Source organism: Arthrobacter sp. KNU40 (assembly GCF_051515115.1).
Classification (GTDB): domain Bacteria; phylum Actinomycetota; class Actinomycetes; order Actinomycetales; family Micrococcaceae; genus Arthrobacter.
The window spans coordinates 961,390-974,946 of record NZ_CP195850.1 but is presented as its reverse complement, the minus strand read 5'-3'; the positions used below and the strand labels follow the sequence as shown (position 1 = coordinate 974,946).

Sequence of the window (13,557 nt, the reverse complement as noted above, 5' to 3'; positions counted from 1 at the left end):
TGTCGTTTTCAGGGCTCAAAACGACACCTACTGCGTGGGCCGACGCCGGCGAGGGACCCGGCCTGAGCTTGCGAAGGCTGGGAGCCGGTGGGGACTAGTTGGGCCCGGGCTTCATCGATGTCTTCGGTCTTCCCCGGTGCTGGAACGCCTCGTCCCACTGTGCCCATTCCTCCGGCCGCACCGAAGGCCGGCCCAGCAGGTAGCCCTGCCCCGCAGTCATGCCGAGCTCGGCTACCGCACTTAGCTCGGCTTCGGTTTCAATCCCTTCGGCGACCAGGGCTGCCCCGATTTCCTTCGCGAAGCCGACCATGGCCGCCCCGAGGGCCCGCTGGCCCGGGTCGGTGTCGATGCCGGCGATGATCTCCCTGTCCAGCTTGATCACATTGGGCTTCAGCAACAGGATGTGGCGCATGGAAGCAAAGCCAGCACCTGCGTCATCAACGGCGATCCTCAAGCCGCGGCAGCGCAAAGGTGCAAGCGCCGCAGCGAGGGGACCATAGTCAACAACGTGGTGGCGTTCCGTCACCTCGAGCACGATCCGGCCCGTCGATATTCCAGAGTGCGCAAGAATATCGGAGAGTCTCGCGTCAAGGCATGCCCGGGGTGAGAGATTCACGGAAACCGACAACGCGAGTGGCAGCCCCTTCGCAGCCGCGAGGGCGGTCTCGAGGGCAAGAATCTCAAGCTCAACATCCAGTCCGACGGTGGTAGCCTCGGCGAACATCATCTCGGGGGAAATGCTCGGAGATCCCGGGAACCGCGTCAAGGCTTCAGCCCCAACGATTGAGTCTGATTCCAGGGAGCGGATGGGTTGGAATGCCGTCATCAAGGAACGCCTGGCGAGCACCGCCTCGATCCGGCTCCTGATCTCCCCGGTAGCCAGCGAGTCCCGTGTCCGGGGATCAAGGGCCCTGCTGGTCCCCTCAAAACCACTTGGGCGTCCAGCGGCGTCGCGAAGTGCTCTTCCGGACACCTCGACCAGAACCCTGCTGCCGTCCTTGTGGCGGCACACGGCGTGAAGTCCGGACCACCCGGCGGCAGCATCTTGAGTGGAAGCCCTTCCCTGCAGGGCGTCGGCCAGATCATCAGGGTCAATGATCAGACGGAAATGCCTGCCTAGTAGCTCTGAAGGCTCGTAGCCGATCAAATCCACGCCCGCCGGGCTGGAGAAGGTGAAGCGCCCGTCAGGTCCTATGGCCCACAACCACTCCCGGCTGGTGCTCAGCACCGTGTCCATCAAGCGGGTGGTCCGGGAGGCTTCAGCCCGCTCCCGGAGCTGCTGGCGCACCAAAAAAAATGATGCGAAAACCACTGCCGGCACCACGAGCAACGAAAAAGCATCCGAAATCCAGACCGGCCATCCCCAGGCTTCCCAGGAATCATCGCCGAAGAGGTAGGGCAGCCCCACCGCCAGGGCAACACACAACTCCATGGCGAAGATGGCATACAACCACCATCTAGGCCTGAACGTCCGTGTCCTCTTCCCCTGCCCGCGCGTTCGAATCATGGCCCCCCCTGGCACAAGCTAACGCTGCTGATCTCCTACATGATGCCACTCATACGTCGGGAATCAGTAGCATCCCTTCAGAATGATCAGCCTTTGGGTGCCGGGGCCGGACAATGTGTGCGGCTATTTCCCCAGCCCGGCCCGGCGCAGCGCTTCCGCCATGGCCGTGTTGACCGGCGCCTGGGGAGCCGCCTTCGCAGGCGCCGCCTTGCGAGCAGGCGCACCCTTAGCAAGAGCCGCCTTCGCGCTATGTCCACCCTGCGGCGCCGCCGGGCGCGAGCCGCGCTCACGCCCGCCGCCCCGGGAACCGGACCCGCCCGCGGTGCCAGGTTCGTCGTCGAGCCTGAGGGTGAGCGAAATCCGCTTCCGCTCCGGGTCCGCCTCAAGGACCTTCACGCGGACAACCTGTCCGGACTTCACGATCTCGCGGGGATCGGACACGAACTTGTTGGACAACGCGGACACGTGGACCAGCCCGTCCTGGTGTACTCCGACATCCACGAAAGCCCCGAACGCTGCCACATTCGTGACGGTGCCCTCCAGGATCATGCCGGGCTTGAGGTCCGAAATCTTCTCGATGCCCTCGGAGAACGTCGCCGCCGCGAATGCCGGCCGAGGGTCGCGGCCCGGCTTTTCGAGCTCGGACATGATGTCGCGCACCGTCGGCAGGCCGAACGTCCCGTCCACGAACGCCTGCGGATCGAGCGAAGACACAGCAGCGCCACGTGCAGCAGCGACGATCTTCCGGGCTACCGAATACGCTTCCGGGTGGACACTGGACGCGTCGAGCGGTTCCGTTCCCCCGGTGATCCGCAGGAAGCCCGCGCACTGCTCAAAAGCCTTGGCACCCAGCCGCGGCACCTTCTTGAGGTCGGCCCGCTTAGCGAAGGGGCCGTTCTCGTTGCGGTACGCCACGATGTTCTCGCTGAGAAGCGGCCCGACGCCGGCCACCCGGGCGAGCAGCGCGGGCGACGCCGTGTTCACGTCCACGCCCACCGCATTCACGCAGTCCTCGACGACGGCGTCCAGCGAACGGTCGAGCTTGGCAGCCGTGACATCGTGCTGGTACTGCCCCACCCCGATCGACTTCGGTTCGATCTTCACCAATTCGGCCAGCGGATCCTGCAAGCGTCGGGCGATCGAAACGGCCCCGCGCAAGGACACGTCCATGCCGGGCAGTTCCGCGGCCGCGAGCGCAGACGCCGAATACACGGACGCACCTGCCTCGGAGACCACGAGTTTCTGCAACGTCGGCCCGCCGGATGCTGCCAGCGACTTGATGAGCTGCACCGCGAGCTTGTCGGTTTCGCGGGACGCCGTGCCGTTGCCGATCGCCACCAGCTCGACGGCGTGCTGCCGCGCCAGGCGCTCGAGCGTCACCAGGGCCTCGTCCCATTTCTTTGCCGGGGCGTGGGGATAAACGGTGTCGGTGGCGACGACTTTGCCGGTGCCATCGACGACGGCCACTTTCACCCCGGTGCGCAGTCCCGGGTCCAGGCCCAGCGTGGCACGGTTTCCGGCGGGAGCTGCAAGAAGCACGTCGCGGAGGTTGGCGGCGAACACCCTCACGGCTTCATCCTCGGCCTGGGCGAACATGCGGCCGCGCAGGTCATTGCTGAGCCGGTCCAGGATGCGCGAGCGCCAGGCGATCTGTGCGGTCTGCACAAGCCATGAATCGGCGGGGCGGCCACGCTCGGCGACCCCGAGGCACTTGGCCACAGCGTTCTCGTACCGGCCGCGCGCGGCGGCCAGGGCGTCGTCGTCGGCGGGTTCTGCCTCGGCGAGATCAAGCTCTAGGACGCCGTCGTTCTCGCCTCGCAAGAGCGCTAGCACGCGGTGGCCGGGCATTCCGGAAGGCACTTGGGAGAACTCGAAATAGTCCTTGAACTTTTGCCCCTCGGTTTCCTGGCCCTTCTTCACGCGCGAAACCATCCGTCCCTGCGTCCATAACCGCTCGCGCAGCGTTTCGGCGAGATCGGGGTCCTGGGATACCCGCTCCACGAGGATCGAGCGCGCGCCGGCGAGGGCCGCGGAGGCGTCGTCGATGGAGTGTTCGGCGTTGAGGTACTTGGCGGCCTCACGCTCAGGCTCGAGCTGCGGGTTCCCGAGCAGCGCATCGGCGAGCGGCTCAAGGCCGGCTTCGCGGGCGATCTGCGCTTTGGTGCGGCGCTTCGACTTGAATGGCAGGTAGATGTCTTCCAGCCGGGACTTGGTATCCGCGCCGACGACGGCAGCCTCCAGTTCCGGAGTCAGCTTGCCTTGAGCGGCAATCGCCTCAAGCACAGTTCGACGGCGGTCCTCAAGGTCCCGCAGGTACCTGAGCCGTTCCTCGAGTTCGCGCAACTGGGTGTCATCGAGCGTCCCGGTGACTTCCTTGCGGTACCGGGCGATGAACGGGACAGTCGATCCGGCGTCGAGCAAGTCAACCGCGGCCTTGACCTGCCAGGCCTTCACACCGAGCTCGTCGGCGATCACGGCGTGGATGGCGGCGTCTGCTGATTGGGGCTGTGCTGACTGGGGCTGGGGAAGATGGGTCACCATGACATTTTGCCTTATGGGTTCGCCGTGGCTAAAGACGGCGCGGATTGCCCGCACACGGAAGCGCCACGGCCGGCGGGCCGTGACGCTTGATGGGTGCGAAAGTTGCGGTTAGCCCAGTTGCGCCATGGGGGTCTTGGCGGAGATGTGCTCCACCAATTCGCCCACGCGCTCCTCGGTGTAGTTGCGGGCGATGTCGCCCTGGCTGATGATGCCCACCAACTTGTGGTCGGTGATGACCGGAAGGCGCCGGATCTGGTGCTTTTCCATCAGGTCGATGGCGGCATCAATGCTGGCATCCGCATCGATCCAGATCGGCGTGCCCTGGGCGAGATCTGCCGCGGTCAGCCGGTCGGCATCCAGTCCCTCAGCAACGCACTTGACCACAATGTCGCGGTCAGTGATGAATCCTTTGAGTTTTCCATCGTTGCCGCAGATCGGCAGCGAACCGACGTCCAGATCGCGCATCAGGACAGCCGCGTCACGCAGCGACTGCTCTTCTTTGACGCACTGGGCATTGGTGGTCATGAATTCGCGCACAACACTCATGAGTCCTCCTTGATCGATTGGGTATCGACGCGGACCCCCGGCACCGACGCCGATGCTGTCAGCCTACGCTTGGGGTTTGGCTGTGGCCAGATTCTTTTTGCTCCGCTGGTCTTACTCGGCGCTCCGCTGGTCTTACCCAGCGCTCCGCTGGTCTTACTCGGCGATGTCCTCGGCCCACAGTTCCGGATTCTCTTCCTGGAACGTGCGCATCATGTCCACGCACCTCTGGTCATCGAGGACCACCACCTCCACGCCTCTGGACCGCAGCAGCTCGAATTCGCCGTCGAAGGTGCGGGCCTCCCCCACCACCACGCGCGGGATTTTGAATTGGATGATGGTGCCCGTGCACATGGCACACGGAGCGAGGGTCGTATAGAGGGTTGTGTCCCGGTAGCTCTTCTGCCGGCCGGCTGCGCGAAGGGCCGACATTTCCCCGTGCGCGATGGGATCGCCGTTCTGGACGCGTTCGTTGTGCCCGCTCGCGATCACCACGCCACCGCGGGCTAGCGCTGCGCCGATGGGAATGCCGCCTTCGCGAAGGCTTTTTTGGGCTGCCTGGTATGCGGCTTCGAAGGCGGGATCTTGGGCGGTTTTGGCGTCAGACGTGGTCATTCGGAGCCTGCTTTCCGGGTGGTGGGGATCTTCCGCTACTTGTTCTATAACTTATATAATAAAGACGGAGGTGTGAGTGATGATCCTCAACGTAGACCTAGCCAGCGACATACCGATCTACCAGCAGTTGCGGGACCAGATCGTGGAGGCAATCGCCGACGGCGTGCTGGCGGAGGGCAGCTCTTTGCCGGCAACCAGGACGCTCGCCGCGGACTTCGGGATCAATTTCCACACCGTGAACAAAGCCTATGACCTGTTGCGCCAGCAAGGCCTGATCCAGCTCAACCGCAAGACCGGCGCGGTGGTGACCCCGACAGTCGCAGACCCGCCGTTCGGCGCGGAGTGGACTGCGAGGGCACGGACCCTCCTCGCCGAAGCCGTCGCCAGGGGACTATCGGCCGACGAAGTTCTCAAGTCCTGCCGATCGATACTCGATTCATTTGGAACCACGCAGCCAGAGGAAACACCATGACCGTTGCCATTGTCCTGAGCTCCGCGTTGGCGGCACTGGTGCTCGCCATCGCGCTGGTCCTGCCCGCGATCAACAGCCCGACGGTTCCCTTCGGGGTCCGCGTACCGGCCCAGCGTGCCGACGACCCGACCGTGGTCAGGCAGACCCGCATCTATCGTTGGCGGGTTCTCCTGAGCGGGATCGTCGCCATCGGGGTCTGCCTTGCCATTTACGCAATGACAGGCGAAACGCTGCTATTGCCGCTGTCGGTGCTGGTGCTGGTCGGCTTCTGGTACGGCTGCTTCTTCCTGGCCAACCACGAAATCCGGGCGGCCAAAGCCGCCGGAGGTTGGTATGAGGGCGTCCGCCAAGTCATCGCGGTGGACACCGAATTGCGGACCGATCCACCGCGTTTTCCCTGGCTCTGGCTGGCGCCGGCATTGATCGTCACTATCGCCACTGTGGTGATCGGCGTGATCAGCTACCCGTCCATGCCGGACGTGCTCGCAGTGCACTACGGTGCGAAAGGCATGCCCAATCGATTGGCCGCCAAATCGATCGGCACCGCCTTCTCACTGGTATTCGTGCAAATCGGCGTGACCGCGCTGCTCATGGGTATCGCAGCGGCGATCCTCTTCCGCAGCCGGCCCGACATCGACCCGGCGCACCCGGCAGGCTCCGCGCACTGGCACCGCCGGTACATGCTGCTGGGCGCCAAGGCACTCCTCGGATTGCTCGCGATGATCGACCTGGCGATGCTGGGATCATCGTTGCTGATGTGGACGGGCACGGTCACGCCATGGGCGCCGCTGGTGGTCGCGCTCCCGATCCTGGCCGCCGTCGCGGTCGCCGTCGTCGTCTTCGCCAGGAACAACCGCGCCAGGGACGAGGGCGAGGAGGACACCGGCCTGACCCATCGGGAGGACGACAAATACTGGCGGAGCGGTTTGTTCTACGTCAACCGCGAAGACCATGCGCTGATGGTTCCGCGGCGCTTCGGCCTAGGATGGACCCTCAACTTCGGCAATCCCAGGGCAGCCATGATCCTGGCCGGCGTGGTCGCGCTCATCGGCCTGGTGATCACCCTCCGTTTCAGCGGCTGAGCCCACCGCGCTGACCCAGGGCTGCCTTACTGTCGGACCGCACTGATAGCTTGGCTTCATCAGCTCAACGGTCTGGGGGCACGGTGTTTTTTCTCGATTCAGTAGATGCAGGGCACGAGCGGGATCTGGTGTTTTCCGCCAGCGACCTCGTCACGGCCTCCACGTGCGAGTACCAGTTGCTGCGCAAGTTGGATGAGAAGCTGGGCCTCTCGCAGAAGCCGTCCTTCGCCGTCGACGAAATGCTGGAACGGACCGCCGCCCTGGGCGACGTTCACGAGCACAGGGTGCTGGACCGTTTCGTGGCCGAGTTCGGCACCTGGGATCCGCTGACGCGCGCGGGCGTGTTCGACGTCGTTCCCGCCGAAGCGATGGACCGCGCCACCCTGCAAGCCAAGCATGCGGAATCGATCGACGCGCTGCGATCGGGCGCGGATGTGGTCTTCCAGGCGGCATTCTTCGACGGCCAGTTTCACGGACGGTCCGATTTCCTCGTCAAGCAGCCGGATGGCAGCTACGCAGTGTACGACACCAAGCTCGCCCGGCATGCCAAGGTCACTGCGCTGCTGCAACTGGCTGCCTACGGCGACCAGCTGCTCAAGGCGGGAATCACTCCGGCCCCGGACCTGACCCTTGTCCTCGGGGCTACCATTCAGCGGGACGCTGCCGGATCGGACGCCGGCGGCTTCGACTACGTGCACAGCGACCACCGGCTCGCCGATGTCCTTCCGGTGTTCCGTGAACGCCGGGACCGCTTCCTCACATTGACGGACGCGCACCGATCGCGGCTGGAGCCTATCCAATGGGGCGCGCCCGGAGTCACCGCGTGCGGGCGCTGCGACTACTGCAAAGAACAAGTGCGCCTCCACCGGGATCTGCTGATGGTGGCGGGGATGAGGATCACCCGGCGCAAGAAGCTCATGGAAAACGGCATCTTCACCATCGACGCCCTTGCCGGGATGCCCGACGCCGCGGATTCCGCCACGCGCCGACTGCAGGAACAAGCCCGACTGCAAACCGGAACAGCCACACCCGATGGGACACTCAATTACACCGACAAGACGGGCACTGCGAAGAGCATCAGCTACTCCGTCCTGGAGTCCAACTCCCTGGCCCGGCTCCCCCGGCCCGACGCGGGAGACATCTTCTTCGACTTCGAGGGAGACCCCCTGTGGCAAGACCCGGTAACGGGCCGCTGGGGACTGGAGTACTTGTTCGGGGTCGTGGAAAATCCGACGGAGCCGGGCGGATCTCCGGTGTTCAAACCGTTCTGGGCACATTCCCGGGCTGAGGAACGGCAGGCGTTCATCGATTTCCTCGACTACGTGGAAGAACGACGCATGAAGTATCCGGACATGCGGATCTATCACTACGCGGCCTATGAGAAAACCGCGCTGCGGAACCTATCGGTCATCCACACGGTGGGCGAAGCCGCCGTGGACAACCTCCTCCGCGAAGGCGTGCTGGTGGACCTCTACGACACCGTGCGGCACAGCATCCGCATTTCTGAAGACTCCTACAGCATCAAAAAACTCGAGCCCCTGTATATGGGCGAACATTTGCGTTCGGGCGACGTGACCGACGCCGGAGCCTCCGTGGTTGCCTACGCCAACTACTGCACGGCCCGGGACGCGAACCGCGACGACGAGGCGGCAACCATCCTCGCGGGCATCTCCGACTACAACGAATACGATTGCCTCTCCACCCTGGAACTGCGGAATTGGTTGCTGGGCTTGGCAGCGGAACGCTCCATTGAACCCGGTTTTCCGGCCGCTTCGGGACCCGAGCTACCCGCGGAGACCGAGCCGGACAAGTACGAGGCCGCGCCCGAGGAAACAGCCCTCCACGACTACCTTGCGGAATTGCCGGACGATTCCCTCCGCTCCAACGACAACCGGGCGGTGGCCATGGTGGCGGCCGCGGTCGGTTTTCACCGGCGTGAGGACAAGCAATTCTGGTGGGGACACTTCGACCGCCTGGACCGGCCAGTTTCCGAATGGGAAGACACGAGGGACTGCTTCATCGTGGAAGGCGGCGAAGTGCTGGACGACTGGGCCAAGCCAACTCCCCGCAGCAACCCGGCCCGGACGGTACGGCTGTTCGGCCACGCCGCCGACGGCTCCGGTTTCGCGCCCGGTAAGAAGTACTTCCGGATGTACGAATCGCCCGTGCCGGAGGCTTTCGACGGCAAGGCAGTCAGCGCCCTGGGCAGGTCGGGAGCGGGAGGGACTGAGGTAATCGAGGTAGGCGATCCCGACGCCCTTGATGACGGGGGCGCGCTTTCAGGGCCCGACGACGGTGCTTCGGATGTCGTGACGATTTCGGAGCGACTGCCCAAGGGTGCCGACGAATACTCGCAGCTTCCCATGGCATTGACCCCCGACGCTCCAGTCAATACGGACGGGCAGAGGAAGGCCTTGAGCGAACTGGCCGTCAAGCTCCGTTCCAGTCTGCCGTCATGGCCCAAGGATCCGGCGTTGGACTTGTTACGCCGTATCCGGCCGAGGCTGGCCGCGCTTCTGGAACTGCCCGCCGTCGGATCCGGCGACGATGCATATGTGGACGCCATCACCGCCGCAGTATCGGATCTGGACCAGTCATACCTGGCAGTGCAGGGGCCTCCCGGCACGGGCAAGACGTACGTTGGCTCGCACGTCGTGGCGCGGCTGGTGCGTGCAGGTTGGAAGGTAGGGGTTGTTGCACAGTCCCATGCGGTCGTCGAAAACATGCTGCACGCTGCGGTGAAGGCCGGGGTGGATCCTACGCTCATCGCCAAGGAAATGAAGCATGACGACCCCGTTCCGTGGGACCAGCAGACCAAGGATGACCTTGAGCGGCTGCTGGCCTCCGCGGAAGGCTGCTTGATCGGCGGCACCGCGTGGACCATGACCGGCCGGACCGTTCCTCCTGGCTCCTTGGACTTGCTGGTGATTGACGAAGCCGGTCAGTTCTCGCTCGCCAACACCCTCGCCGTGAGCCGGGCAACGAAGAGACTGCTGCTCCTCGGCGACCCGCAGCAGCTTCCCCAAGTCACCCAGGGCAAGCACCCCGAACCGGTCGATGAGTCCGCTCTCGGCTGGCTGGCCAACGGCATGCACACGCTGCCCGCGGAGCTCGGCTACTTCCTGGCGACGTCGTGGCGCATGCACCCGGATCTGTGCGCCGCGGTGTCGGAGCTGTCCTACGATGGCCGGCTGCATTCAGCACCGGCTGCTTCGACGCGGCGTCTGTCCGGCGTTCGGGCCGGCGTCGAGTGCGTTTACGTCCAGCACAGTGGCAATTCCACGCAGTCTCCCGAAGAAGCGGTGGAGGTAGTCCGCCAAGTGAGGGCACACCTTGGTCTGGCTTGGCTGGACCCACGCGAATCATCCGAGGAGCGGCCACTGCTTGAAAAGGACATCCTCGTGGTTGCTGCCTATAACGCCCAAGTTCAGCTCATCCAGCACGAACTAAGGGCGGCTGGACTTCGCGGTGTGCGGGTCGGGACCGTGGACAAGTTCCAGGGGCAAGAAGCTCCTGTGGTAATCGTGTCCATGGCTGCGTCGGCTGCAGCCGAGGTGCCCCGCGGCATGGAGTTCCTGCTCTCGCGCAACCGGATCAATGTGGCGGTGTCGCGCGGTCAGTGGCGGGCCGTCGTCGTACGCTCACCGGAGCTGACCAACTACCTGCCCACCCAACCGGAAGGGCTGGAGCACCTGGGCGGTTTCGTGGGACTGTGCCAGCGCAGAGACCCAACTGATCCCCACCGCCACCCTCGCCTCGCAAGCTCGGCCAGGGAACCCTGGCGGCGTGGGCCCACGCATTAGTTGTCGTTATGAGGGCTGAAAACGACAACTACTGCGAGTTAGTTGGGCAAGCCAAGGGCTTCGTGTAACCCCAGCGCTTCGTCCAAGACCGCCCCGAAGTTCGCGGCGTCGTGGGCGAAGCGGCCTAGGAAAAGTCCGGACACGCCCCGCAGTTCAGGCAGGAGCCCCGGTTTGGCGGAGCCACCGTAAATGATCGGCAGCCCGGCGAGGCCATGTTCGGCAAGCAAGCCCCGGAGGTGATCGACGACGTCGGACACGTAAGCCGCGCCGGCTGGCTCGGCAGCGCCGATGGCCCACACCGGTTCGTACGCTATGACCAGGCAGGCCGCCGTCGCCCAGTCGTCCCGTACAGCGGCCGAGATCTGCCGGAACACGAACGACGCCGACACCCCCGGATCGGCGACCGCCTCCTCGCCGACGCACAGCAGCGGGGTCAACCCTGCATCCACCGCGGCCCTGACCTTCAATGCGACCACGGCGTCGTCCTCGCTGAAGTGCCGGCGCCGTTCCGCGTGTCCGATCTCCACGAGCCGCACACCGAGCTCCGCCAGCAGCGACGGTGACACTTCACCCGTCCACGGACCCTCAGCCCAGCCACAGTTCTGCGCGCCCAGGCGCAGCGAAGAGCCGTCCAGAATCCGGACGGCGTCCGGCAACATGGGGAACGACGGGATCACAAACGGGACCACCCGCCCGGCCACGAGGGCCGGACGGGCGTCCACTTCATTTCGCACTCGCTCCAGCCAAGACAAGCTGTGCCGGTAGCCCATGTACATCTTGGTGCTGACCCCGATGTACAACGGGCTACTTGCCCAGAAGATCGTCGGCCTTGTTCCTGAATGCCCGGGTGCCATACATCATGGCGGCCGCCAGGAAGGGCAGGATTCCGAGGGCGTAGACCCCGGCGGATCCGGTGGGGTCTGCCGTGGCGCTGTTGACCGCGGTCCGAAGGATCGGAGCCACGAAACCGCCCAGGTTGCCCAGCGAGTTGATGAGGCCGATGCCGGCCGCGGCTGCGGAACCGGCAAGGAATGCGGTGGGGTAGGCCCAGACGACCGGCCCGACTGCGAGGAAGCTGCATACCGCGAGGGTAATGAAGATCATCCCCAGCACCGGCTGGTGGTTGGTGCCGGCCCACGCCGACCCAAGGATGCACAGACCTGTCGATACAAACAGCACCGTGCCGAACATGCGGCGCTTGGCAACCGTGTTGGCTGCCCGGCCGATCAGGTAGCAGGAGAAGATTCCGAAGAACCACGGAACGGCGATCAGCAGTCCGACGGCGAGACCCACCTTCTGGCCTGTCAGCGAAGAAACCTGCTGCGGGAGGAAGAAGGTGACGCCGTAAACGGCGATCTGCAGGCAGAAGTAGATGAGGGTGAAGTACCAAACGCGACCGTTGCGCATCGCCGCGAACACGCCCCGCGGCCCGGTTTCATCCTTGACAGTGTCTTCCTGCGTCATGATCTCCTTGAGCGCGAACTTCTCGTCGAGGTTGAGGAACTTGGCCTTCTCCGGGCCGTTGATGAGGAAGAAGAACGCCGCAATGCCGGCGAGTACGGCCAGGATGCCCTCGGTGAAAAACATGACCTGCCAGCCCCGGACGCCGGGAAGCTGGTCGCCGATGTTGATGAGCCAGCCCGAGAGCGGGTTGCCGATCATTTGGGAGAACGGCTGCGCGAGGTAGAAGATCGCGAACATCTGCACTCGCACCTTGTTCGGGAACCACTCGGCCAGGTACATGATGACGCCCGGGAACAGGCCCGCCTCGGTGACGCCGAGCAGGAACCGCAGGATCACAAAGGACGTCTCACCCTGCACGAAGGCAAAGCAAGCAGAGACGATGCCCCACGTGATTGCAATGCGGGCGAGCCAGATCTTCGCTCCGACCTTCTTGAGCAGCAGGTTGCTGGGGATTTCAAAGATCGCGTAACCGATGAAGAAAATACCGGCACCGAGCGCGAACGCCCCGGCCGAGACGCCTTTGTCAGCGCCGAGCGCAGCTTCGGCGAAGCCGACATTGGTGCGGTCGAGGAAGGAGACCACATAGAGGATGACCAGCATCGGCATGAGCCGGAAGGCAGCCTTGCGGATCGCCGATTTCAGGACCGGCGAATCCAGCATCTCCTTCGTGGACGTTGTTACAGCGGACATCGAAACTCCTCGTTGAGTAATCAGTGTTGAGAAATCAGTGTTGAGTAGTCAGGTTTCAGGCATTAGTGCATGTACAGGCCGCCGTCGACATTCAGCGTCTGGCCCGAGATGTAGCCGGAGTCTTCGCTGATGAGGAAGGCGATGGCGGCAGCGATGTCCCGGGTGGAGCCCACGCGGTTCACCACGAGGTCCTTGGTGAGTTCGTCCTTGCGTTCCTCGCTGAGGGTGCCGCCCATGATGTCGGTGTCGATGGGGCCGGGAGAAATGGCGTTGACGGTGATGTCGTACTCCCCCAGTTCACGGGCGGTGGCGCGGGTCAGCCCGATGACTCCGGCTTTGGCTACCGAGTACGGGGTTTTGGAGAACGTCCCGCCGCCGCGCTGCGCGGAAACCGAGGAGATGTTCACGATGCGTCCGATCCGGTTCTTGACCATGGATTCGGCCACGCGGCGGGTGGCGAAGTGGACGCCGTTGAGGTTGATGCTCAGGACGCGGTTCCATTCGGCAGGCTCGAGTTCCAGGTACGGAATCGGTGAGCTGACGCCTGCGACGTTGGCCAAGGCTACGATCTGCGGCAACTCGGCCTCGAGCGTGTCGATCGCCGAGCGCACGGATGCTTCATCGGCCACATTGGCGCCCACGCCATAGGCCTGCACGCCGTATTCGGTGGCGATTTCCTTGGCGGTGCTCTTGCAGAGGGCGTCGTCGAGGTCGATGATGCCGATGTTCCAGCCCTGTGCCGCGAGGTAGTTGACGGTAGCCCGGCCGATGCCGCGCTCGGAGACGGCGCCGGTGACGATTGCTGTGCGTTCTGCGGGGAAGGTGCTCATGGGTATTCTC

At 64.4% G+C, this 13,557-nt stretch carries 10 protein-coding genes; 3 read left to right on the top strand and 7 right to left on the bottom strand.

Going from position 1 to position 13,557, the window contains the following annotated elements:
- Nucleotides 1-94: 94 nt before the first annotated feature.
- From ACSKT0_RS04595 to ACSKT0_RS04580, 4 genes are all read right to left on the bottom strand, one after another.
- Complete coding sequence (locus ACSKT0_RS04595; RefSeq protein ID WP_437772706.1) at nucleotides 95-1,507, bottom strand: sensor domain-containing phosphodiesterase; 1,413 nt, start codon at nucleotides 1,505-1,507, stop codon at nucleotides 95-97.
- Nucleotides 1,508-1,630: 123 nt separating this feature from the next.
- Nucleotides 1,631-4,048, bottom strand: a complete 2,418-nt coding sequence (locus ACSKT0_RS04590; protein WP_437772705.1) for a Tex family protein — start codon at nucleotides 4,046-4,048, stop codon at nucleotides 1,631-1,633.
- Nucleotides 4,049-4,156: 108 nt separating this feature from the next.
- A complete protein-coding gene (locus ACSKT0_RS04585) occupies nucleotides 4,157-4,594 on the bottom strand; it encodes a CBS domain-containing protein (protein WP_437772704.1) in 438 nt (145 codons plus the stop codon).
- Nucleotides 4,595-4,747: 153 nt separating this feature from the next.
- A complete protein-coding gene (locus ACSKT0_RS04580) occupies nucleotides 4,748-5,206 on the bottom strand; it encodes a nucleoside deaminase (protein ID WP_437772703.1) in 459 nt (152 codons plus the stop codon).
- A gap of 79 nt (nucleotides 5,207-5,285) precedes the next feature.
- Here ACSKT0_RS04580 and ACSKT0_RS04575 point away from each other — a divergent pair, with 79 nt between their 5' ends.
- The 3 genes from ACSKT0_RS04575 to ACSKT0_RS04565 all read left to right on the top strand — a co-directional run bounded on the left by ACSKT0_RS04575 (nucleotide 5,286) and on the right by ACSKT0_RS04565 (nucleotide 10,563).
- A complete protein-coding gene (locus ACSKT0_RS04575; protein WP_437772702.1) occupies nucleotides 5,286-5,678 on the top strand; it encodes a GntR family transcriptional regulator in 393 nt (130 codons plus the stop codon).
- Complete coding sequence (locus ACSKT0_RS04570; RefSeq protein WP_437772701.1) at nucleotides 5,675-6,760, top strand: DUF1648 domain-containing protein; 1,086 nt, start codon at nucleotides 5,675-5,677, stop codon at nucleotides 6,758-6,760. The genes ACSKT0_RS04575 and ACSKT0_RS04570 overlap by 4 nt, the downstream gene beginning before the upstream one ends.
- Before the next feature lie 83 nt (nucleotides 6,761-6,843).
- A complete protein-coding gene (locus tag ACSKT0_RS04565; protein ID WP_437772700.1) occupies nucleotides 6,844-10,563 on the top strand; it encodes a TM0106 family RecB-like putative nuclease in 3,720 nt (1,239 codons plus the stop codon).
- A gap of 38 nt (nucleotides 10,564-10,601) precedes the next feature.
- On the opposite strand, the gene ACSKT0_RS04560 is transcribed toward ACSKT0_RS04565, so the two are convergent.
- From ACSKT0_RS04560 to ACSKT0_RS04550, 3 genes are all read right to left on the bottom strand, one after another.
- Entirely contained in the window at nucleotides 10,602-11,417 is an 816-nt protein-coding gene (locus ACSKT0_RS04560) for a triose-phosphate isomerase family protein (protein ID WP_437772699.1), read from the bottom strand.
- Nucleotides 11,368-12,717 carry an MFS transporter gene (locus ACSKT0_RS04555; protein ID WP_437772698.1) on the bottom strand — a complete coding sequence of 450 codons (1,350 nt, stop codon included), beginning with the start codon at nucleotides 12,715-12,717 and terminating at the stop codon, nucleotides 11,368-11,370. The genes ACSKT0_RS04560 and ACSKT0_RS04555 overlap by 50 nt, the downstream gene beginning before the upstream one ends.
- A gap of 62 nt (nucleotides 12,718-12,779) precedes the next feature.
- A complete protein-coding gene (locus ACSKT0_RS04550; protein WP_437772697.1) occupies nucleotides 12,780-13,547 on the bottom strand; it encodes an SDR family NAD(P)-dependent oxidoreductase in 768 nt (255 codons plus the stop codon).
- Nucleotides 13,548-13,557 lie beyond the last annotated feature (10 nt).

Bases quoted from the DNA above. Each gene is read 5' to 3' on its own strand.
- ACSKT0_RS04595 (WP_437772706.1), bottom strand. From the start codon at position 1,507: ATGATTCGAACGCGCGGGCAGGGGAAGAGGACACGGACGTTCAGGCCT.
- ACSKT0_RS04590 (WP_437772705.1), bottom strand. From the start codon at position 4,048: ATGGTGACCCATCTTCCCCAGCCCCAGTCAGCACAGCCCCAATCAGCA.
- ACSKT0_RS04585 (WP_437772704.1), bottom strand. From the start codon at position 4,594: ATGAGTGTTGTGCGCGAATTCATGACCACCAATGCCCAGTGCGTCAAA.
- ACSKT0_RS04580 (WP_437772703.1), bottom strand. From the start codon at position 5,206: ATGACCACGTCTGACGCCAAAACCGCCCAAGATCCCGCCTTCGAAGCC.
- ACSKT0_RS04575 (WP_437772702.1), top strand. From the start codon at position 5,286: ATGATCCTCAACGTAGACCTAGCCAGCGACATACCGATCTACCAGCAG.
- ACSKT0_RS04570 (WP_437772701.1), top strand. From the start codon at position 5,675: ATGACCGTTGCCATTGTCCTGAGCTCCGCGTTGGCGGCACTGGTGCTC.
- ACSKT0_RS04560 (WP_437772699.1), bottom strand. From the start codon at position 11,417: ATGGCACCCGGGCATTCAGGAACAAGGCCGACGATCTTCTGGGCAAGT.
- ACSKT0_RS04555 (WP_437772698.1), bottom strand. From the start codon at position 12,717: ATGTCCGCTGTAACAACGTCCACGAAGGAGATGCTGGATTCGCCGGTC.
- ACSKT0_RS04550 (WP_437772697.1), bottom strand. From the start codon at position 13,547: ATGAGCACCTTCCCCGCAGAACGCACAGCAATCGTCACCGGCGCCGTC.